We start from the raw sequence: 22,077 nt of genomic DNA on the forward strand, positions 1-22,077 counted from the left end.
TTTACTGCGCCAAGGGAGTTGCCTTCACAGCTGTTGAATCTTGCTGCATCTGCTTGCGCTGCTCATTCAGCCAGAGCAGCGTGGGGTTATAGGCCATGTCGTGCACGCCCACGTACAGCAGCAGCTTCACGTTGTTGGATGTGCGGCTGAACACCACCGGCGGGTCGCCTTCGGCAAAGTATGCATCCATGCTGGTGCCCTCCAGCCCTTCCGGCAGCGCCTGCTCCTTTACAATGTAATCCATCTGCTCCTGCGAAATTGTGTCGGCAGGATCTGCCAGAATGTTAAACGCGCGAATGGAGTGGCTGGCAGGCACGAGCAGGTCGTTGATGCCATGGGCGATGAAAATGGGAACGTCTTTGGCCTGGTGGATCTGTGTGCTCGGGCTGCGCTTTTTGCCTTCTTCGAACGCGGGTGTACCAGGGAGCGGCTCCCCGCCCAGGGCCGAAATAATCTGGCTGTTATACTTGCGGTGCGGGTAGTAGAGGTTAAACTCATACCAATCCGGAATATCGAACACAGGCACCCAGGCTGCCACGCCCGCCCACATGTCGGGGTGGCGGCTGGCTGTTACCAACGCCGTCATGGCACCGCCCGAAGAGCCAACCAGGTAAACGCGCGAAGAGTCGATGTGGGCGTTCTGCATGGCGTACTCCACGGCATCCATGATGTCCTGAATCGCCAGGTCAGAGGCCATCGCTTCCGGATGATCGAACACGCCGCGGAAATTCGGCTGAATGTAAGCCCAATCATACTTCTCAGCCCACAGCGCGAACGGCAGCGAAGGCACCTGCAGGTAGCCGCTGCTCCAGCTGTGCAGCAGCACCAGCAATGGCTTTTTACGGCTCGACTCCGACGCATAGAACAGCGCAGGTTCCACCTGGCCGTCGGCCGTGGATTTTATTCGAACATCCTGTATATCAGGCACCCCCTTTTTCCAGGCCGCCAGGCTTTCAGTGCCTACCTTGCCGGGATACTGCTTGGTGGTGCTATACTTATCCATCCGCTCAATGGGCGGAATGGGCTTATCACCCCGGTTGCAGCCTAAGAGGGCCAGGCACAGTAACAGCAGCAGTATAAAGGAGGGAAAGCTAGTTTTCATGTATGATCGCGTTTGCAGGCGCAAAGGTATGGGTTGCTTATACTCCTACAAGAACTCACTGTTGTTAAAAATGTTGCATGCGGCCGTTTTTAGCCTGAGTGCTGCATAAGATGCAGTAGCGTTTTTAAGCTAACACAGCTGAAAGACAAATCTGTTCCGCAAGCTTCATTGTTCCAGGATACTGGTTAATCCTTCTTTCTCACAAAGTACCCTTGATACTGTTTTGCTCCAAAACCAAGCGGCGTGTGGCTACATCATTCAGAAACACATACACCTCCCGGATATCCAGCTGCTGGTAAGCAAATTCGCCGACAACGGCCCGGTTCGTTATAAAGCCTTGTATGATGCTTTGCCTGTGCTGTGTTTCATCAACGGAATCCGGTACAGTTTGAAGGGGTTGGAGTAATACAGCGGCAGCATGATCGCTGGTGGTGTAGTCGAACAGGGGGAATATATCATCCTTAAGGTTAAGATCCTGTACCTGCAGCGTTTAGTTTCCGAGTAGTGGTGAGTTGGCATTAATAGAAATGACAAGATAACATATTCAGCCTCAGTAACTCCCTTCTAAGTCTGCTTAAATCCTGCTAACTTGCTTTGTTTAGGTAGACTTAACACCCGCTTCTTTCGTTTACGAGGCATAGTATAGTATTAATTTCGTGTGATGAGCCAGGATACGGAGGCACAAGAGCAGGTTTCGCCGGTAGGGCCGGACGAGTATAATGCAGTTATGGAAGTGTGGGAGGCATCTGTGCGGGCCACGCACCACTACCTGCGTGAAAAAGACCTTCAGTTTTACAAGCCCCTTGTGCGCCATAAGTACCTGAAAGCCGTGAAGCTACACGCCGTGCGGCACCCCGACGGAAGCATAGCGGGATTTATGGGCACGGCCAAAGGTGCGCTCGAGATGCTGTTTATTCACCCCGATAGCCGGGGGAAAGGCATTGGCAAGCTGCTGCTGCTGCATGCCATACATAAACTGAAAGTAAGCAGGGTGGATGTGAACGAGCAGAACGTGCAGGCTATCGGCTTTTACGAGCGCTTTGGCTTCCGCACCGCCGACCGCTCTGAGCGCGATGGCACCGGTAAGCCCTACCCGATCCTGCACATGCAATTAACCTAACAATAGCATACCTGTGCGCTGCGGCTGCACCAAGTATAGAAATTACCCATGAAGGACATCCTTAAGAACTACCGACGCAGGCTTCTGAACCTCGGCTCCAGCAACAGGGCCCTGGTGCTGCTACGCCTGTACCGGGAGCTGCACCTGGATGTGGAGGCGCTGGATTTTGTGAACGGGAAGCCCGCTTTCGAGGTGCTGGAGAAACTGTTATCAGGTAAAAAGAAGATCACTCTAAGCCCTTACGCCGATAGTCGGCATGCGCCCGTAGCCACCGTGAGCCGCCGCCTCCGGTTTATTAAGCGGAAGGCGGAGATGGTGTTTGAAGAGCGCGGCAGCAAAGAACTATACTTAGGCTGGCCCTTTGTGCACGGCAAGTTTTCGGATGGCACGGCGGTGCGCTGCCCGTTGCTGTTCTTCCCGGTGCGGCTGCAGGTAAATGCGGCGCAGGAGTGGGAGCTGCAGCCCGACGAGGCCCAGCCACCCCAATTCAACCAAAGCTTTCTGCTGGCCTACGCGCATTACATGGGCACCCCGGTGGCCGAAGACCTGCTGGAGCTGGATGTAAGCACACTGCCGCAACAACCGCTGGAGTTCCGCACCAAAGTATACGAACTGCTCAAGGAGCAGCAGCTAAGTATAAACGTGGGCCGCGAATTCTTTACCGACAAGCTCAAAACCTTTACCGAGTATAAAAAAGCCGACTACGAGGCCGAGCACAAGCCGGGGCAACTGTACCTGGAGCAGCAGGCGGTGCTGGGCATTTTTCCGCAGGCAGCCTCTTACCTGCTGTCGGATTACGACGCCTTGCTGGAGCAGGAAGCGCTGCAGGAAATGGAGCAGCTGTTCGGCACCCAGGAGGCAAGTATAAACAGTACACCGCAGGCGCAGCACACCTTTACCGCTTTTGCCATGGATGCCTCTCAGGAGGCGGCTCTGCAGGCGGTAAAGCATGGGCAGTCGGTGGTAGTGCAGGGGCCGCCGGGCACGGGAAAGTCGCAGCTTATCTGCAATCTGGTGTCTGACTTCACGGCCCGGGGCAAAAAGGTGCTCGTGGTGAGCCAGAAACGGGCCGCACTCGATGTGGTGCACCGCCGCCTGTCGCAGCAAGGGCTGGGGCCATTTGCCGCCGTAGTGCACGACATCAATGCCGACCGCAAAGCCGTTTTCACACAGCTGCGCGAGCAGATAGAGCAGCTGGATGAATACCGCAAGCAGAACCTGGCCCTAAACAGCATCTACACCGACCGTGTTTTTCTGGAGGTAGGCCGCGGCATCAACAAAAACCTGGAAAGGCTGGAGAACTTCAGAAGCGCCCTCTTCGATGCCAGCCGCAGTGGGTGGTCGCCGAAAGAGCTATACTTGCGCAGCAGTTTACAGCGGCCGCACATCTCGCTTTCCACCACCTACCGTACCCTCACCGCCGAAAACGTGGCCGAGTTTCTGCCGCGCCTGCACGCCTATGTGCAGCAGGCCATTCCTTGGCAAAAGGAAGAATTTGCGTGGCAGGAGCGGCGCAGCATGAAAGGCTACACCTGGCAGGAGCGGCAGGAACTGGAGGCGCTGATTCAGGTGCTGCCAGAGGAGCACACCACACTGCAGCAGAATATCAGCGACCTGAGCGGCTTTCCGTTCGTGCTGGGGGAGCTGCCAAAGTACAAAGCGGCATCAGAATACATCGCTAAGCTGCAGAAGCTGCTGGGGCAGGAGGGGGTGCTGCCCGCTCTTCAGCCGGTACTACAAAAGCAGGCAGAGGCGAAGGAGCTGCAGGCGCAGGTGTTGCGGCTGAAAGCGCTATACCTGGCAGCTCCGGCTCCCGATGGCCTGATTCCAGTAGAAGATCTTGTTTCGCTGAAGGCGGCTCTGGCCAAGTATGAGGAGCAGCAGGGACAGTTTTGGAAGCAAATCAGCTGGTATTTTTCACCTGAAAAGCGGCTGTTGCAGAAGGCGCTCGCCAAGTATAAACTGGAGCTGAATGAGGCAGGCGTGGGCGAGTTGCAGCGGCGGCTGGTGCTGCGCAAGCAGACAGAAGAGTTCATGCAGGGTATCAATGCAAGTATAAAAGCAGGTTTCCGGATTGATCGTGACGCCACCGAGGTGCTGCAGAAGCTACAGGTGGTGGAGCAGGCCCTGCAGGCGCAAAAGCTCCTCCGGAAGCTGCACAACGATAAAGTACTGCACGAGAAACTGCTGCGCATCGTGCAACTGCCCGAGCACCTGCAAGCACTGGTGCAAAGTATAAATCAGGCAGAGGACAAGTGTAAAGTATGGCTGAAGTGGCTCACCGAGCCGCAGGTGCAGCGCCTGACGCAGGACAACAACTACAAAGAAGCGCTGCTGCAGGAGCTGCCCGAGGTATTTGAGCACCTGGTGGCGTTTGATACACTGCTGGCTTCCTTCACCGAGGCTGAGCGAAAAGTGGCGAGGCTGCTGCTGGAACAAGGCATTAAAACGGCAGAGGAGGGCGAAACACTGCTGCTGAACAGCCTGCACCTGGCTTGGCTGCACGAGTTGGAGGGGCTGCACCCGGAGCTGCGCATGCCAAGCAACGGTGAACTGGAGCGCATCGAAGGGGAACTTCAAAACCAGTTGCTGCAAAAACAGGAATTGAGTCAAGAAATTGTGCTTTCGCGGTTACGGGAGCAGGCGTACAAGGATATTGAGGTAAACCGTTTGGGTAATCCCGTCACATACCGCCGCCTGCACGCGCAGGTGAGCAAGAAGCGCAGTCTGTACCCGCTCCGCAAGCTGTTCGAACTGTTCTCTGAGGAGCTGCTGGATTTGGTGCCGTGCTGGCTGGCCTCGCCCGAAACGGTGTCGGCGGTGTTGCCGCTGGAGCGCTGCTTTGATTTGGTGATTTTTGACGAAGCCTCGCAGTGCTATGCTGAAACCGGTATCCCCGCCATGCTGCGCGGCAAGCAGGTGGTGGTTGCCGGTGATGCCCAGCAGCTGAAACCGTCGGACCTGTACCGTGCCCGCTGGAGTGGCAAAGAAGAGGAGGAAGTGGAAGAACTGTCGGCTGAGTCGTTGCTGGAGCTGTGCGGTTTATACTTGCCGCAGACCATGCTCACGCAGCATTACCGCAGCCGCTACCCGGAGCTTATCGAGTTCTCAAACCGCTTTTTCTATAAAGACAAACTGGAACTGATACCCGAACTGTTGGATGCCAACGCACGCCAGCCGGCTATCCGGTTTGTGAAAGTGCACGGACTGTGGCAGGACAACCAGAACCTGCTGGAGGCGCAGCGGGTGGTGGAGCTGGTGCTGCAGTACCTGCAGGAAGGGCAGGAGGAAATCGGCGTCATCACCTTTAATTACAACCAGCAGATGCTGGTGCAGGATTTGCTGGAGGAGGCTGCGCTGCTGCAGGGAATCACGCTGCCGTCGTCGCTGCTGGTGAAAAATATTGAGAACATTCAGGGCGATGAAAAGGAAGTGATCATCCTTTCGGTGGGTTATGCCCCGGATGAGAAAGGCAAGTTGGCCATGCAGTTCGGCAGTTTGAACCAGGCTGGTGGCGAAAACCGCCTGAACGTGGCCATCACCCGCGCCAAACAGCAGGTGGTGGTGGTGAGCAGCATCCGGGCAGAGCAACTGCAGGTCGAGAACACGCTGCACCTGGGGCCAAAGCTGTTGCGCGATTACCTGCATTACGCCCAGCAGGTGAGCCGCCGCTATTTTGAGTATCAGCCGAAACAGGAAAGTATACCGCACTACGTGCCACTGCTGAAAGAGGCACTGCAGCAGCAGGTAGCGCACCTGAAGCAGGAAGTGCCGTTTGCTGACCTTACGCTGGTGCAGGAAGCCGCCTACCACGGTGTGATACTCACCGACGATGATCTCTATTACAGCGCGCTCTCCGTCCGACATGCGCACGCTGACATTCCAAGATTGCTGCAGCTGCGCCACTGGCCCTACAAGCGCGTGTACAGCCGCCAGTTTTGGGAGAAGCCGGAGAAAACGGTGAAGGAGTTGAAAGCAAGCCTGAAAGGGAAGATGCTGGAAAGTTAGAAATTACATAGGCTTTAGCTGGCGCAAGCGTCCGCTTGTGCCCCATTTCATCTCTTTTTCAAATTTAACCTTTTGGGGATAAACATAACCAATACTCGTTTTGAGCTATCCCCTTGAGGGGATTATAGGGGTGTTTACACCTGCATATTCACTAGTATTTATGACAAAAGCGCATCCACTACGTAGCTTTACACCCCTTCGGTCCCCTCAAGGGGACAATTCTTTTACATAAGGGCTTATTCCAGTAAAGATACGGAACAGGATTAGGCGTCCGCTTGTGCCGCGTTTCGATTTAGTTTGCAAGTATAGGCTTCGGGTTGTAAACAACATATGAAACAGGAAGCTATACTTTCCCCAGATCTCCTCGTACTGCCAAGGCAAACACATCAGCATGCTGTACAAAATTTTTACCGTTTACGTGTACCTGCAAACCCTCTTCTGCGGCTGCGGCGGAGACAGGCGCAACAGTGGCTTTGAAAGGCCGGACTTCAAATATAAACTAGAGAAAATAGCGCGGCTGAACGAGCAGGTACAGGAAAGCTCTGGTCTCGCCCACGCCCCCGACAGCACTTTCTGGACGCACGGCGATAGCGGCACACCGGCTACTTTATATCAGGTTAGAGCGGATGGCGAACTGCTGCAGACATTGCCGCTGGACCTGCCGAACCGTGATTGGGAAGAGCTCGCGGAGAGCGGGGAGCAGCTGTTCATCGGCGACTTCGGCAACAACCAGAACAACCGGCAGGACCTGCGTATCCACATCCTCAACAAGCAAAGCTATACTTCAAGCGGCACCATCAATTTCACTTTTGGGGACCAAATGGCATTTCCACCCGCACAGGATGAGCAGCACTTCGACCTGGAGGCGTTTTTCTACCACCAGGATTCGCTCTATCTCTTCACCAAAAGCCGCGGCCGAAACAAGCAACTGAAGCTTTATACCTTACCCGCCACGGCAGGCAGGCATGTGGCACGTTTGCAGGAGCAACTGCCGGTGCGCGCCATGACGACTGCCGCCGCGCTCTCACCCGACGAAAAGCAGTTTGCCATACTTGGCTACGGTAAAGTATACCTGTTCGAGGTGCAGAACGGCCGCATCAGCCTCGGCGGAAAGCACTACTGCGTGCCTGTCGGCAGAACGGGGCAGGCCGAGGCGATACTCTACACTTCCCCAAATCAGCTGCTGATCACGAACGAGAGCGGTAAGCTTTTTGAGCTAAGGCTGCGCCAATCGCCATCGCCAAAAGCAAAATAGCCGTAGTAGGAGTATCACATCAAAACGAAGAGAAAACAATGCATACAACCATATTAGTAACAGGTGCCACAGGCACGGTAGGCCGCGAAGTGATCAAGCAACTCTCGATGCTGGAAGATGATATCCGGGTGCGGGCGGGCGTTCACTCTGTCATTACGGGGGAGAACCTGAAGCGCCTGCCAGGTGTGGAGATCTCTGAAATGGATTTCGAGAACCCCGAGTCACTGCACGCGGCTTTCACGCATGCCGATAAACTTCTCATGATCGCGCCTTTTACGGATGACCAGGTGACGATGGAGAAGACGCTGGTGGATGAGGCAAAGCGAACAGGCGTAAAGCACATTGTAAAGCTTTCTTCGATGGGAGCGGATGAGGAGCCCGGTATTTTGCTTGGCCGCTGGCACCGTGAGATAGAGCGCTACATCGAGGACAGTGGCATCAATTATACTTTCCTAAGGCCAACGTCTTTTATGCAGAACTTCATTGAGTATGATGCCGGTAGTATAAAGCAGGAGGGCCGTTTTTACCAGCCTACCGGCGAGGGCAAAGTATGCTATGTGGATGCACGCGATATTGCCGCCGTGGGCGTGGAAGCACTACTTGGCGAAGGCCATGAAGGAAAGATTTATGATATTACCGGCCCTGAGGCGCTCTCGAACTACGATGTGGCGCAGCTGATGAGCGAGGTAACCGGCAAACAGGTGGAATACGTGGATGTGCCGGAACCGGCGGCCCGGGAAGCCATGTTGGCCCAGCACGTGCCCGCCTGGATGGCTGATGCTTTGCTGGAACTCTACGGTGTGTACAGAAACGGTAATGGCAGCCAGGCAACGGACACCGTAGCGCAGCTTACAGGGCGCCAGCCACACACCATGCGCCAGTTCCTGCAAGATCATCAGGAAGATTTCAGTTAAGATACATTAAGCTAACAAATATACTCCTTCAGTTTTTGGCTTTACGTTGATTCATCACCATACAAAAAAAGCCCCTCCTGCAAAACAGGAGGGGCTTTCTATTTGATGCTATACTTGGTTCTATTTAATCAAGGTCGCGGTAACGGTCGCTGCGGCGCGTGTTAAAGCGGTCGCTGTCGCCTCTGTTACTGCCTGAATTAGAGCTTCCGCTCTGGTCTCCATAGCCACGGTAGTTCTCACGGGAGTTAGATCCCTGGTTGTCGCCATAGTACGAAGTTCTGCTGTCCATGGAGCCGTAACGACTGTTGTCGCCGCCCTGGCCGCCTTGGTTATAGCCTCCTTCGCTGTAGCCGCTCTGGCCATAACGGCCGGAGAAGTTACCCTGGCTGGAGCCGCCTGAGCCATAACCGCCCTGGCTGCTGCCACCATATCCGCCGCGGCTTCCTGAGCCACCCTGGTTGCTGCCTGATCCGTAGCCGTAGCCACCGCTCATGCCGCTGTTACGGTTGCTGTCGCCGTAGCCGCCGCTCTGCTGGCTTCCGCCTGATGATCTGCCGGAAGAACCATAGCTGGAGCCACCACTGTAGCCCTGGCCATAGTCGCTGCCCTGTGAGCCATATCTGGCTGAACGATATTCATCGTCGTACGAGCCGCCTCTTGAGCCGTAGCCGCCCTGGCTGTCGTAACCACCTTGCATGGAGCTTTGAGAATCCCATCCGCGCTGTGAGCCACGGTTGTTCTGGTCATACTCGCTCATGCCTCTGCTGGAGCCATAGCCCATAGAACCGTAACGGTCTCTATCGCCATAGCCACCCTGGTCGTTCGATCTGCCCGGGCCTGATCCTGTCATGCCGTAACCGCCGCCTTGCTGGCCGCTGCTGTAGCCTCCCTGTCCGGAAGATGAGCCATAGCTGCCCTGGTTGCCATAGTTCTGCGAGGCAGAGCCATAGTTGCCGCCGTAGCTGCCCATGCCGCCCTGGCCGTTCATTCTGCCATAGTCGTCCTGGTCAGACGAGCTGCCGCCGCCGTAGCCGCCTTGAGACGAACCGTAACGGTGCGACCCCTGGTTTTGGCTGGTGTAGCCGCCGCCCTGGTTGCTAAAGTGTCCACTGCGTCCGCTATCGTAGCTGCCATAGCTTCCCTGCGAGGAGTTACCCTGTGTGCCAAAGGCACCGGATGCGCCACCGGAAATCATGCCACCTTGTCTGTCGCCTTCTCTATCTTCGTAGCCACCCTGCATGCCGCCACGGCTGGCACCAAAGTCCTGGTCCTGGTTTCTCACACGGTTTCCTTCAAAACCACCCTGGCTGCCATAGTTGTAGCCACCCTGCGAGCCGCTGTAACCGCCTTGGCCGCTGCTGCTGCTGCCTCCATAACCGCCCTGCGATGATCCGCCGGAGCCACCATAGTTGCTCTGGCCGCCGTAGTTGCCACCGCCCTGGTTAGACGAGCCGCCATAACCGCTCTGGCCACCATAGTTGCCCTGCGAGCCATAGTCGCTTTGATAACCGTAGCCACTCTGGCCCCCATAGTTGCTGTTCTGTGAGCCATAACCGTAGCCGCCCTGGCTGCCGTAACCGCTCTGGTTACCGGAGCCGCCTTGATTGCCCTGGCCGCCCTGGTTGCTGCCTGATCCGTAGCCGTAGCCACCGCTCATGCCGCTGTTACGGTTGCTGTCGCCGTAGCCGCCGCTCTGCTGGTTGTTGCCTTGCGAGCTCTGTGATGAGCCGCTGCTGGACATAGAGCCATAGTTGCCGTAATCCGACATGTTGCTGCTGCGATCAGAATCAGTGTTGGAGCCTCCCGAGTTGGAAGAGCTGTTGCTACTGCTGCTGCCTGATTTGCTGCTGCCGGACTTTGCGCTTGGGCTGTCTGATTTCTTCGAGTCCTTCTTAGAGGAAGAGGAAGAAGTTGTGGAGCCGGAAGAGGAGCTTTTTGCTTTCGTGCCGGAAGATTTAGAGGTAGACCCAGAGGTTTTGCTGCTGGAGCTTCCGCTTGGTGAGGATGATCCGCTTCCTGAAGAGGACGATCCCCCTAATGAAGACCCTCCTGAAGAAGAGTTGCCGGAGGAAGACCCACCGTAAGAGCTGTTACTTGTATCGTTTGATGAGGATGTCGGATTGGAGCTCGACGAGCTGCTATTTGCGTTTGAGCTGTCGCTCGAGTTCTGATTTTTTTCGTTGTCTTTCATAGTTCTGGTTTATTAAGTTTGTGAAGATGTTAATGTATTAGCCTGCTACAACTACACCTAAAGGGGCGGCATTAGCAAATAAACCCGCTCCCGTTTTGGTTGCAACCGCACCTAAAGTTTAGGTGCGATCTACTGCTTTTTAAGTGTAACTGAATGATTTAGCTATACGAACCAGAGGGCACATGGTTATTTCTATGTTCGCCTGCAACTTACTGTTAGCGGTAGGAGAATTGGCTTGCTCCAATAGGAAGAACAGGAGCTGGAAAAGGTGCTTAGATGAGGACGTACATACTCCCTGAGCACAGGTAACTGGCAAGCTTATACTTGTGTAAGTGCTTGGTGTTGTAACAGTTGTTATTTTGCTTTGGGCGGTAGTGCTTATTCAGAACTTATACTTACATTTGCCTCATTATTAATTATATTCAGTAGAATGAAAACAGGTACAGTAAAATTCTTCAACGTATCCAAAGGGTTCGGTTTTATCGTGGCAGATGACACAAAACAGGAAATCTTTGTGCACCAATCAGGCCTGACCGACGAAGTACGCGAGAACGACCGCGTTTCTTACGAAGAGAAGGATGGCAAAAAAGGATTGAACGCTATTAACGTAGAGAAAATCTAAGTTAGGTTAAGCTGGCCTACGGTCACTTCTCAAGCATTCTTCTACCCGCTCAGCTCCTGGGCGGGTTTTTCTTTTGTTAGTTTTTCGGCTCTATGCGCTCTTCCTGCTTTTCCCGGTTCCGCTCTTCGCCTTTCTCCAGCCCTTCCTGTATCAGCTCCTCTGCCTCCATTTTGTCTTCCAGGTCGGCATGCGGGTGCTCCTGCTCCGCCTCGTGTTGCGGCTCATAGTTCAGGGTGATCGTCATGGGGAAGTGATCGGACCCAAACTTGCGAAGGCGGCGCAAACTCACCAGCCGGAATGCCGGGTCGTAGAACACATGGTCGAGCGGGTAGCGGAACACAGGGATATGTGCGTTATAGGTGTTGTAAAAGCCTCTGCCCACACGCGGGTCAAGCATGCCGCTCACCTCCTTAAACAGCTTGGTGGTGTTAGACCAGGCCACATCGTTCAAGTCGCCGGCCACCACAGAAGGGTAGGGCGTTTTCTTCGATTCTTTGGCAACGATCAATAACTCTGCCTCGCGCGTTTCGGTGTTGAGCATCAGGCGCGGTGGCTGCGGGTGCACCGTAAACAGGTCGAATTTTTTACCGCTTGGCAGCTCCACCACGGTGTAAAAAGAAGGGATATCGTCCTCAACATTAAACCTGATCTCGCTGTTGTGCAGCTTAAACTTGCTCCAGAACAGCATGCCGTAGGTATTATCCAGAGGCTTTTTGATAGAGTAGGGGTAGCGCTTGTCCATCTCCTGGCACACGCTGTCGTGCCAGGCCTGATCCGGTTCGTTCATCACCAGCATGTCCGGGTCTTCCTCCAGCACCACATCCAGAAACTTTTGATAGTCCTTGTTCACCATCCGCACGTTGGCCATCATCATAGTAAAAGCATTGGTGGGTTTGGCCACCTCCGTCCGGAGCGCCTCCACTTTGGCCAGTGGCGTGAAATTATAGACGTAGCGTATCTCGTTCAGGATACCGAGCACCCAGGCTGCCACCATCAAGGTCTCCCAGGTACCCTCCACTCCATACATTGTGGTATAGAGCACCAAAATGACAGCCAGGATAACGGCCACGTGCAGGCGCGGAAAATCCAGCACCCGGATCCACCAAAGGGGCGTGCGGATGAGTGGCAGAAAAGAGAAAAGGGTGAAGAGACAGCCAAGTATAAGGAGCGCAGATTTCATTTCAGACAGGTGCTTGAGCGGTTAGTGCATGTAAACCATACTCTTATGAGCTGGTATTTGTTTCTGCTCCTATTGTACGGATTTCCTACACAAGCCGGTGCATCTATTATGCCCCAAAAGCAGTCGCCCCGGCTGCAGGGCATGGGCAACCGGGGCGACTTGCATTATAGGTGGTTTCCAGGCTACTGCTGCTGCGCTTCGGCAACGCGTACGCCAACCGAAAGCACGTGCGGCAGCGGATCGCGGCGCATGTACTGCGTCAGTTTGATGCGGTAGGTGCCTGCCTTCTCGAATTTTACATCGTCCAGCGCCACCACCTGCAGGTCGTAAATATCGCTGGAGCCATCACCCAGTGGCTTTCCCGTTTTGGAATCCATCAGGAGCACCTCGTGCAGGCTCGCAGAGAGTTGTGTACTGTCAGGCCCCACTAACTGGTGGCGCAGGTACAGGTTGTAATAATCATACTGCAGGTTATAGCGCACGTTGAAAGAAACGTCATATCGCTGCGTAGTATCCTTTATTTCGAAGTCAAAAACGGGGGCATTGTCGATTTGCCAGTTTCCATCCGGCAAATCGACATTCTGTTCATACACCCGTGCCGGATCACAGCCGATCAGCAGCAGCAACAGGGCCGCTACGCACATTATCATACTTCTAGGCATCGGTGCGCGGTGGTTTAGTGCCCTGATCGGGCTTTTTGCCTTTAAAAGGTTTCCGGCGGCGCTTCTGGTTTTGTCCGCCACCACCCTGCTGCGCGCCATCAGGCGCACTTACGCCTCCTGGTGCCTCTGCCCGCGGTGGGCGTGGCTCACGTTTCTCACGACGCTCTCCTGGCTCCTTGCTTGCACGGGGTTCGCGGCTCTCCCTCGGCTCTCTGCTTTCACGCGGTTCCCTGTTCTCACGAGGAACCCGGTTTTCACGTGGCTCCCTGTTTTCCTGCTGTGGTTGGCCCTCCCTGCTTTTGTTTTTGTTGCGTGGCGGGCGCTGCCTACGTGGCCTGTCCTGTGTTTGCTGGTCATCAGATGGCGAGGAAGAGCCTGGTGCCCGTTCTCCCGCTACTGCGGCAGGAGCCTCTGCTCTTCTTTCCTGCTGTCCCTCGCCTGAACCGGATGGGCGCTTCTTCTTTTTCTTTTTCTTGCTGCTTTTATACTTGTCATCGAGGCGCTCGAGGCTACCCTCCACCTGTGCCACAAACTCATTCTGCTTTACCTCTTCCTCCACTACCGGCATCAGGGTCTCCACCGCAATGCCCTTGGCATTCAGCTCCTGGATCTCCTGCACACGTTCCACCGGCACGGCATACCAATTGTTGTCGCCTCTGTAGCCGAACCACATCATGCGCTTGAAGATATCCGTTTTCTGCAGCATGGCATCACCCTGCTGCGTCTGCAGTGGCCTGTTAACCGTTGGGATGTCCTTCAGGGCATCCATGTAGGTCTCCAGTTCATAGTTGAGGCAGCACTTGAGGCGGCCACACTGTCCGGACAACTTGCTCGGGTTGAGCGACAGGTTCTGGTAACGCGCAGCCGTGGTGGACACGCTCTTGAAATCGGTGAGCCAGGTAGAGCAGCAAAGCTCGCGGCCGCAGGAACCGATACCGCCCAGGCGGCCGGCTTCGTGGCGCAGGCTGATCTGGCGCATTTCAATGCGTATTTTAAACTCCTCAGCCAGCTTCTTGATCAGGTCGCGGAAATCCACCCTGTCGTCGGCCGAGTAGAAGAAAGTGGCCTTGGCGCGGTCTGCCTGGTACTCCACATCCGACAGCTTCATTTTCAGACGAAGCTGCTGTATGATTTCCCGGCTGCGGTACATGGTACTTCCCTCCAGGTCGCGCACTTCGTTGAACTTCTCCATGTCGCGCTCGTTGGCGATGCGGTAGATGCTGCGAATTTCCTCGTTGTTGTCTACCTTCTTCTTGAGCATCTGCAGCCGAACAAGCTCACCTTTCAGCGACACAAAGCCAATGTGGTGACCATTGGGCACATCCACGACCACGGCGTCGCCGGTGGTCAGGTCCAGCCTGTTTATATTGCGAAAAAAGTCTTTGCGACCTCCTTTGAATCTTACCTCTATAATATCGAACTCCTCAAACGACGTTGGTATTTCCATGTCGCTAAGCCAGTCGAATACGTTTAAACGGTTACAGCCTCCCGTGCTGCAGCCGCCGTTGCTTTTGCAGCCACCAACTACCTCTGTGCCTTCGGCACTGGTTGTCTTGGTGCCGCAGCCGCCACTAGAACATGAACTACATCCCACTTTTTATATCTCCTTATATAGCTAGGCTATTCTTGTTTTCTAAAATAGTTAATTAACAAATATAACAATTTTTTAGGCTTTTGCTTTGGCCGCCTGTAAAACTGCTCCTCTCGCAAACACAAGAACACACGGATTAGTGCTACCTGTACCCGCAAAAGCACGCAATGGCCCTATACGAAAAATGAGGAGCGGGTGGGGCTGGCACAGAATTAAAGTATAATTTTAGGGAATGCTTCGGAAGTTACTCTCTCATGCCGCTATCTATGGCCTGGCTGCACAATTGCCCCGTGTGGCTGGCGTGCTCGCACTTCCTGTTATTACCCCCTACTTAACCCCCACCGATTATGGTGTGGCGGGGGTTATGTCTGCTTACTTGGCTGCGCTAACGCTAGTGCATTCACTGGGGCTTGGTACTGTTGAAATGAACAGTTTTGTAAAGTACCCACTGCGCTATAAGTGGATCTGGCGACAAATACACGGTTTTATGCTGCTGTGGTCGGTTATGTATGGTCTTCTTATGTTTGCAGTGTTATATGCCGTTGTGCCAGATGAAGCAAGCGGAAATGAATTAGTGCTCGTGTTACTTCAGGTAATTCCGGTTGCTTTTCTGGCTCCCACTTCAGGCTACGGCGGCACTACTTTTCTGCTCCGGCAGCAGCCTATGTCCATTGCGTGGCGCTCGTTTGTAGCCGGGTTGATGATGGTGGCGCTGAATATTTATTTTATTGCAGAAATGCGTTTGGGTTACATGGGATGGTTTTACGCCAGCTTCTGTAGCGAAGTCATACTCTTCTTGCTTTACTTCAAAAAAGTATACTTTGATGAGAAGATTTGGCCGATATTTCGCTTTAAGATGCACCGAATACGCCATTCTCTCCGAATTGGTCTGCCCATGGTGCCGCACAATTTTTCAACTTTTCTGTTAGATGCATCCGACAAGTTGGTGATGGATGCGTTAAAAATACCTATTACACGCATTGGCTCTTATAACCTTGCCTCGAGCTTTGGGTTATATTTCTCAGCTGCATCTGGTGCATTGGAGCAGGCTGCCAGCCCTTTTTACTATCAATACTATGCAAAGTCTAAAGATAAAGCTGCCCTACTGTCTGCACGTAAAATGACGCTCACAATGCAGGCTTTTTTCCTGATGACCACCTTTGCCGTTTCAATTTGGCTAAAAGAAGTGTTTCAACTGCTTATAAAAAATAATGTTTTGCAGCAGGCTTACCCCTTGGCTATAGTTATCTTGATGGGGTACAACTACAGGCCTATGTATTGGGCTGTGGTGAATAGATTGGCGTATGAAGAGAAAACAAAGGTGCTTTGGAAAATATCGCTAGTGGCGGGGCTGGGAAACGTGCTTCTAAACCTATTATTGATTCCTTACTATGGGATAGAGGCAGCTGCTTTTACTACGTTTGCCGCACTGATGTATATGGGATACAGTGGTTTTATGCTGAAGGAGTACAAGCAGTTGCCCCGGATACCGCACTACCCTCTGCTGTGGCTTATGGCTACTACTGGCTTGTTGCTTCTTTCTTATTATTTGTCCGACGTCGCTGTTCTAGTAAAAGTTATGATTACAGGCTCTCTGTTAACACTGGTGACTCTGTGGGTTGTTCTAAATATCAAAACCACTAAGTCGGTAGTTTAGTCCGGCTAATCAGTCTGAAAGGTACTGCAGCTGTAAGCTCTTATAGCATGTTTTGGCGTAAATACTACCTCATCTAGCACAATGCAACCCATGCCTAACTTCCGTTTCACCTTCTTAACAGCCCATGAAATGTCGCTGCTGCGGCAAACGTTTCTGGATGCTTTCGCTGATTACGTTGTGCCGATACAACTAAGTGAAACACAGTTCCAAACCAAGTTGAAGCGGGAGGGAATAGCACCGGAGTTCTGTGTAGCCGCCTATGTAGGGGATGAAATGGCAGGGTTTATACTTACGGGACTAGGGGAATGGGAAGGCAAGCCAACTGCTTACAATGCCGGTACAGGCGTGAAGCCCATGTACCGCGGGCACCGGCTTACGGAGCAACTGTATGCTTTCCTGCTGCCAAAACTGCGCGAGAGCGGAGTGGAGCAGTGCCTGCTGGAGGTGATACAAGACAACAAACCAGCACTTAAATCCTATGAGCGCACAGGGATGCGTATTACCCGCTCCCTCGACTGCTTCCGCTCTCCCAAGCAGGAAATTCTTTTTTCCACAGACATGCCTGATGACATTACTCTTTCCTTGGCCTCACGGCCTGATTGGAAGGTTTATGATACATTTAAGGATGTTGCGCCTACGTGGCAAAATAACAGTGCAGCTATCAAGCGGAGCGGTAGCGAGTGTGTGACGCTGGAGGCCGTTAATTCTTTTGAGGAGGTAGTGGGGGTCATTTCTTTCTTCCCAAAACTCGGAACGGTTGCACAACTGGCGGTGGATGCGCGCTGGCGCGACATAGGGGTGGGGTCAGCGCTGCTGCGGGAGGCGGTGCAGCGGACAGAAGCATCCGCCCTGCTTTTCATCAACATCGACCATACTGCCAAAGAATTCATCACGTTTCTGGAGCGTCGGCATTTTAAGGTGATACTTCGCCAGTATGAAATGTTGATGGCTATTGTTTAGGGAAGGCAATCAGAATCAGGTACTGCTCTTTCCCTTTCTTTGGAAGAGTTAAAGCTGTAATACTTTAAGCGTACCAGCCCATATCCGTACCTTTGTATCTCAACATAACTGAACTACAAGATGAATATAGCATGGGTATACTTGCTGCTGGCTGGTATTTGTGAGATTGGCTGGGCGTTTGGGCTTAAGTACAGCGAGGGTTTTACAAAGGTTGGCGTAAGCATTGTGACGGTTGTCGTAATGATTTTAAGTTTCGTGCTACTCTCGCAGGCCATGAAGACCTTGCCCTTGGGTACCGCCTACGGTATCTGGACAGGGATTGGAGCCGCGGGTACGGCCGTACTTGGAATGGTGTTCCTGGATGAACCCCGTGACGTTATCCGCATCGTTTGCCTGCTGCTCATTATTACAGGCGTGGTCGGCCTGAAGGTTTTCTCTGGGGTGAAATAAGCTATTCTACTACGTATACATCCAGCGCCTTTTGTGAAAACAAGTATAACTGGGTTTCTCCTACAAGCGCACTACTGTAATTCTTCTCTGTCGGGAGTTCCAGCGTGCGAGCCGCTTGGGTGTAAAGATTACGGAAGTGCAGTTTGTTGTCCTTCACAAAGTATAGCTCATTGTCGCGGAAGCCGATGTGGGACAGACCAGTGTAAGGGAGTGTCGTTTTATAGTTGCCCAAATTATCAAACACCAGAACACCGCTGTTAAAATCGAGCAGGTATACCATATTCTGGTACTCACGCAACTGGCGCACATCAAACTTTGCCCGGTCCAGCAACAGGTTCAACGGCGTTTCCACCGTCAGTTCGCGCACATTTGGGTTCAGCTTGCTTAAAGTCAGGTTTGATTCATCAAAGAGCCAGTAACCTTGGTCGGCAGCGGGTGCGGCTAGCTTGGCGGTGCCTTGCCGGTTCACTTCCAGGAGATCAAGGCTGCTGATGGGGCGCAGAAAACGATCCAACAATACAAGTTGCTGGCTTCCCTCATAAAAAAGCAGGATCTTCATCGGATTCCAAGCATGAATGCTGGAAAAACGAGCCCGTGTGGGAGGAGAGTATACATCCAAGGGAGTGCCCCAAGGGTCGAGGCGCAGCAGGTTCTGGCTTTCGTCCAGCAGGTAAATATTACCTGTGCGGTCCTGGGAAACGGCTGTTGCAGAACTGGTAACAACGGAATGACTATAGCGCAACACGGGTGCCTGGAGCGTGTCCTGCGCCATGCCTGGTGCCCCTGCTACAAAGAGCAGCCACAGCACGAGAACGTGTATTTTAGCCTTCAAAGGTTTTCAACTCGAGTGTGTTTCCGTCATACACGGCATATGTGCAAAAATTGACCCATTCTCCCAGGTTAATGTACTGCGCCTGCTCGCCGATTGACATTTCCAGCGGCAGGTGACGGTGCCCGAAGATATAATAATCGTGATGCTGCTTTTGCTCTACTTCCTGGCAATACTGCACCAGCCACTCGCGCTCCCCGAAAAACTCCTCGTCCTTCTTCACATTGCTGATGCGACTGCGCTGCGACCATTTGTTGGCCACACCGATGCCAAGGTTTGGGTGCACGCGGGCAAACAGCCATTGGCACACTTTGTTGTCAAACACCTTTTTCAGCAGCTTGTAAGTATGGTCGCCGGGGCCAAGGCCATCGCCGTGGCCGATGTAAAAGGTTTTGTTCCCGATCCGGGTAGAGATAGGCTCCCGCACAATCGGGATGTTCAGCTCCTCCGGGAAATAATTGAACATCCACATATCGTGGTTGCCTGTAAAAAAGTAAATGGGAATACCAGCGTCTGTGAGCTCTGCCAGTTTGCCTTGCAGTCTGATGAAACCTTTCGGAATAGCGTGGCGGTACTCAAACCAGAAGTCGAAGATATCGCCTACCAGTAGTATGGCGGCCGCATCCTGCTGCACCTGTCCTAACCAGCGCACGATTTTCTTTTCGCGCTGGCGGCTGCTTTCTAAATCTGGTGCCCCCAGGTGAAAGTCGGAGGCGAAGTATACTTTTGTGCCGGGTTCCAGCTCGTTAATGCGGAAGGTCATCAATCAGGAAAAGGACTAGCTGTTTGGGGCCATGGGCACCCATTACCAGGGTTTTCTCAATGTCGGCGGTGCGGCTTGGGCCACTGACCAGCGATACCATCGAGGGGAAATTCTCTTTATACTTGTTGCGCACGCGCTGCAGGGCATCTTTGATATCCGGCACGAGTTGGCTGGCATTGGCTACCACCATGTGCGTGCTCGGGTAAATGCTTAGGCGGCGGCCTCCCATATTGGCGGAGCTTACCATCAAACTTCCGGTGCGGGCTACCAAAGCCTCACAGGTAGTTAGGCTGGCATCTACGCCCTGCACGAAGTTCTCCTCGTCTGTTACAATCTCAATGCCGGCCTGCTGCAGTGCACCTTGCAAGTTTTTTTCCCACACGCACAGGTGCTGCAGGTGCTGCTCTTTCTTGTAGACGTACAGTTGATCGAAGAAGTCTTCCTGATCCTCGCAGTACAGGAAGACGCCGGCGTTCTTGATGAACATCTCGGCAAACACCAGTGACAAGTCCTCCATCTCCATTTTAGGGTACAGGGGAGAGGTGAAGTCTGGGGTAGGAGGCAGAAAAGGCGCCGACTTAGCCAGCGCCTCTCTTACTCTTCTTAATACTATTTCTTTTGATTTTGCTTCGTACATGCCTGCTTTATCAAGCTGTTCTCGAATTAATACTGTCTTGTTCGGCCGGTGAGCCGCCGCCATTCAGTGGAGTGCCGGGAACGCTTCCTTCCTCTTGTTCAGGATGGATGGTCTGGCCAAGCTCCACCGGGTGCTGCTGCTCTACCTCACTCTTTGTCTTGCTACGGTCTGTACCAGCTGTATGTGCCTGGTAAGCGGTCAGCGAGTCAAAAGGCCTTGGGCCAACCAGGCGCTCCAGGTCGTTTTGGAACAGGATCTCTTTCTCCAGAAGCTCCTGCGCCACCACTTCCAGCTCATGGCTCTTCTCGCGCAGCAAGGCCTTGGTGCGCTCGTAGGCAGCACTAATGATGTGGCGTACTTCCTCATCAATCGTCTGTGCGGTAGCCTCTGAGTACGGCTTGCTGAACTGCATGTCAGACTGCTTGGAATCATAGAATGATACGTTGCCAATCTTGCTGTTCATACCGTACATGGTCACGATGCTGTAAGCCATTTTGGTGATACGCTCCAGGTCGCTCAAGGCACCTGTTGATATCTTGCCGAACACCAGCTCTTCGGCGGCGCGGCCACCAAGGGCCATGCACATCTCGTCGATCAGCTGCTCGGTGGTGTACAGGAACTGCTCTTTCGGCAGGTACTGCGCATAACCCAGCGCGGCTACACCACGCGGCACAATGCTCACCTTCACCAACGGATCGGCGTGCTCCATAAACCAGCCGGTAATAGCATGACCTGCCTCGTGGTAAGCGACGATTTTCTTCTCACCCGGAGAGATAATCTTGTTCTTCTTCTCCAGACCACCAATTACACGGTCAATGGCATCGTTGAAATCCTGCTGCTCCACCGACTTTTTGTTACGGCGTGCTGCGATAAGTGCAGCCTCGTTACAAACGTTGGCGATTTCGGCACCGGCAAAGCCAGGTGTCTGAGCGGCCAGCTTCTTCGAGTTCACGTCCTGCGACAGCGTCAGCGGCTTCAGGTGCACATCGAATATCTCGGTACGTCCGTTAATGTCCGGCTTGTCTATACTTACCTGGCGGTCGAAACGTCCTGGGCGCAGCAAGGCAGAGTCCAGTGTGTCGGGGCGGTTGGTTGCTGCAAGTATGATAACGCCTGAGTCAGTTGCGAAACCGTCCATCTCCACCAGCAGGGAGTTCAGCGTATTTTCGCGCTCGTCGTTACCACCTGGCTGCTGTCCGCGGCTACGGTGGCGGCCGATGGCGTCAATCTCATCAATAAAGATGATACAAGGTGCTTTGGCTTTTGCCTGCTTAAAGAGGTCACGCACACGAGCGGCACCCACACCCACAAACATTTCCACAAAGTCAGAGCCGGATAGCGAGAAGAACGGTACGTCCGCCTCACCGGCCACGGCTTTCGCCAAAAGGGTTTTACCTGTTCCCGGAGGGCCTACCAGCAAAGCGCCTTTCGGTATTTTACCACCAAGTATGGTGAACTTGCTCGGGTTTTTCAGGAACTCCACAATCTCCTGCACTTCTTCTTTTGCCTCTTCCAGGCCAGCCACGTCCTTAAACGTGATCTTTACCTTGTTCTCGGCATCAAAAAGAGCGGCTTTAGACTTGCCGATGTTGAAGATCTGTCCACCTGTGCCACCGGAAGTAACCCGGCGCATCAGGAACCAGAAACCGAACAGCAGCAGAATCAGGAAGCCCCACGTGGCAAAGAAATCCATAAAGCCTGTGCGATCCTCCGGCCTTAGCGGTACCCGCTCTTCGCGGGGCACGTTTGCCTGCAGTTCGTCGAGATCTTTCTCGAAAGACTCCGGTGTGATTACCTGGAAGTGGTAATGCGGGCCCTGTTCCGCGCCGCCAAGCGTGCCGCGATCCTTTAGTTCTTTGTACTTCTCATTCTCCAACGCCTCCTCCTTCAGGAATACCTCCACGGTTTTTTTGTTAACCAGGGAAAGGCGCTTCACGTCGCCGCTCAGGAGCATTTGCTCAAACTCCTGCTGGCTTGTCTCTACCGATGCGTTGTTGTTGTTCAGCCACGTAAGGCCGAAAATCAACAAGATCAGTACGGCCAACATCCACAGCTGCATGGTAGGGCGCGGTGGGGTGTTGGGGATAATAGGCTTTTTCTTTTTGTTGCCTTTATTATTATTTTCTGTCATTGATG

General features: G+C 53.5%; 18 protein-coding genes. 9 read left to right on the forward strand and 9 right to left on the reverse strand.

All coding sequences use genetic code 11. The features are described from left to right. Position 1 precedes the first annotated feature (1 nt). Positions 2 to 1,102 carry an alpha/beta hydrolase family protein gene (locus A0W33_RS11315; RefSeq protein WP_068838241.1) on the reverse strand — a complete coding sequence of 367 codons (1,101 nt, stop codon included), beginning with the start codon at positions 1,100 to 1,102 and terminating at the stop codon, positions 2 to 4. Positions 1,103 to 1,763: 661 nt separating this feature from the next. Here A0W33_RS11315 and A0W33_RS11325 point away from each other — a divergent pair. The 4 genes from A0W33_RS11325 to A0W33_RS11340 all read left to right on the forward strand — a co-directional run bounded on the left by A0W33_RS11325 (position 1,764) and on the right by A0W33_RS11340 (position 8,399). After that, positions 1,764 to 2,222, forward strand: a complete 459-nt coding sequence (locus A0W33_RS11325) for a GNAT family N-acetyltransferase (RefSeq protein WP_082815203.1) — start codon at positions 1,764 to 1,766, stop codon at positions 2,220 to 2,222. 48 nt (positions 2,223 to 2,270) lie between these two features. Then, positions 2,271 to 6,230 carry an AAA domain-containing protein gene (locus tag A0W33_RS11330; RefSeq protein WP_068838243.1) on the forward strand — a complete coding sequence of 1,320 codons (3,960 nt, stop codon included), beginning with the start codon at positions 2,271 to 2,273 and terminating at the stop codon, positions 6,228 to 6,230. Positions 6,231 to 6,621: 391 nt separating this feature from the next. Then, complete coding sequence (locus A0W33_RS11335) at positions 6,622 to 7,485, forward strand: hypothetical protein (protein WP_068838244.1); 864 nt, start codon at positions 6,622 to 6,624, stop codon at positions 7,483 to 7,485. A gap of 38 nt (positions 7,486 to 7,523) precedes the next feature. Next, positions 7,524 to 8,399: an SDR family oxidoreductase gene (locus A0W33_RS11340; protein WP_068838245.1), complete on the forward strand. Its 876-nt coding sequence runs from the start codon at positions 7,524 to 7,526 to the stop codon at positions 8,397 to 8,399. Positions 8,400 to 8,523: 124 nt separating this feature from the next. Here A0W33_RS11340 and A0W33_RS11345 read toward each other — a convergent pair whose 3' ends face one another. After that, entirely contained in the window at positions 8,524 to 10,167 is a 1,644-nt protein-coding gene (locus A0W33_RS11345) for a hypothetical protein (RefSeq protein WP_175537485.1), read from the reverse strand. On the opposite strand from A0W33_RS11345, the gene A0W33_RS11350 reads away from it, so the two are divergent. Together A0W33_RS11350 and A0W33_RS11355 are read left to right on the forward strand one after the other, a co-directional pair. Beyond that, positions 10,166 to 10,483, forward strand: a complete 318-nt coding sequence (locus A0W33_RS11350) for a hypothetical protein (RefSeq protein ID WP_068838246.1) — start codon at positions 10,166 to 10,168, stop codon at positions 10,481 to 10,483. The two genes, A0W33_RS11345 and A0W33_RS11350, sit on opposite strands and share 2 nt — an antisense overlap. A gap of 537 nt (positions 10,484 to 11,020) precedes the next feature. Continuing rightward, positions 11,021 to 11,212: a cold-shock protein gene (locus tag A0W33_RS11355; protein WP_068838247.1), complete on the forward strand. Its 192-nt coding sequence runs from the start codon at positions 11,021 to 11,023 to the stop codon at positions 11,210 to 11,212. 76 nt (positions 11,213 to 11,288) lie between these two features. Here the strand turns inward: A0W33_RS11355 and A0W33_RS11360 are convergent, their stop codons facing one another. The 3 genes from A0W33_RS11360 to ricT all read right to left on the reverse strand — a co-directional run bounded on the left by A0W33_RS11360 (position 11,289) and on the right by ricT (position 14,501). Then, complete coding sequence (locus tag A0W33_RS11360) at positions 11,289 to 12,392, reverse strand: endonuclease/exonuclease/phosphatase family protein (RefSeq protein ID WP_068838248.1); 1,104 nt, start codon at positions 12,390 to 12,392, stop codon at positions 11,289 to 11,291. Positions 12,393 to 12,574: 182 nt separating this feature from the next. After that, positions 12,575 to 13,042 (reverse strand): gliding motility lipoprotein GldH, encoded by a 468-nt coding sequence (locus A0W33_RS11365; protein ID WP_229802152.1) that lies wholly within the window; start codon positions 13,040 to 13,042, stop codon positions 12,575 to 12,577. A gap of 4 nt (positions 13,043 to 13,046) precedes the next feature. Further along, on the reverse strand, positions 13,047 to 14,501 hold the full coding sequence (gene ricT, locus A0W33_RS11370) for a PSP1 domain-containing protein (protein ID WP_068838250.1): 1,455 nt from the start codon (positions 14,499 to 14,501) through the stop codon (positions 13,047 to 13,049). 376 nt (positions 14,502 to 14,877) lie between these two features. Here ricT and A0W33_RS11375 point away from each other — a divergent pair, with 376 nt between their 5' ends. The 3 genes from A0W33_RS11375 to A0W33_RS11385 all read left to right on the forward strand — a co-directional run bounded on the left by A0W33_RS11375 (position 14,878) and on the right by A0W33_RS11385 (position 17,712). Next, positions 14,878 to 16,302, forward strand: coding sequence for a lipopolysaccharide biosynthesis protein (locus A0W33_RS11375; RefSeq protein WP_068838251.1), 1,425 nt, complete (start codon positions 14,878 to 14,880; stop codon positions 16,300 to 16,302). Between the two features lie 90 nt (positions 16,303 to 16,392). Continuing rightward, positions 16,393 to 17,262, forward strand: a complete 870-nt coding sequence (locus tag A0W33_RS11380; protein WP_068838252.1) for a GNAT family N-acetyltransferase — start codon at positions 16,393 to 16,395, stop codon at positions 17,260 to 17,262. Positions 17,263 to 17,382: 120 nt separating this feature from the next. Next, positions 17,383 to 17,712, forward strand: a complete 330-nt coding sequence (locus A0W33_RS11385) for a DMT family transporter (RefSeq protein WP_308428472.1) — start codon at positions 17,383 to 17,385, stop codon at positions 17,710 to 17,712. A 1-nt stretch (position 17,713) separates the two neighbouring features. Here the strand turns inward: A0W33_RS11385 and A0W33_RS11390 are convergent, their stop codons facing one another. From A0W33_RS11390 to ftsH, 4 genes are read right to left on the reverse strand one after another with little or no spacing between them, the layout of a single operon-like run. Continuing rightward, the gene (locus tag A0W33_RS11390) at positions 17,714 to 18,544 is read right to left on the reverse strand and encodes a hypothetical protein (protein ID WP_068838253.1); all 831 of its coding nucleotides are present in this window, start codon (positions 18,542 to 18,544) and stop codon (positions 17,714 to 17,716) included. Then, a complete protein-coding gene (locus tag A0W33_RS11395; RefSeq protein WP_068838254.1) occupies positions 18,534 to 19,304 on the reverse strand; it encodes a UDP-2,3-diacylglucosamine diphosphatase in 771 nt (256 codons plus the stop codon). Before A0W33_RS11395 ends, A0W33_RS11390 begins: the two co-directional genes overlap by 11 nt. Beyond that, positions 19,288 to 19,941: a LutC/YkgG family protein gene (locus tag A0W33_RS11400; protein ID WP_068838255.1), complete on the reverse strand. Its 654-nt coding sequence runs from the start codon at positions 19,939 to 19,941 to the stop codon at positions 19,288 to 19,290. The genes A0W33_RS11395 and A0W33_RS11400 overlap by 17 nt, the downstream gene beginning before the upstream one ends. Before the next feature lie 10 nt (positions 19,942 to 19,951). Continuing rightward, entirely contained in the window at positions 19,952 to 22,072 is a 2,121-nt protein-coding gene (gene ftsH, locus A0W33_RS11405; RefSeq protein ID WP_068838256.1) for an ATP-dependent zinc metalloprotease FtsH, read from the reverse strand. Positions 22,073 to 22,077: the final 5 nt, after the last annotated feature.

This window comes from Pontibacter akesuensis (assembly GCF_001611675.1).
In the GTDB taxonomy this organism is placed as follows: domain Bacteria; phylum Bacteroidota; class Bacteroidia; order Cytophagales; family Hymenobacteraceae; genus Pontibacter; species Pontibacter akesuensis.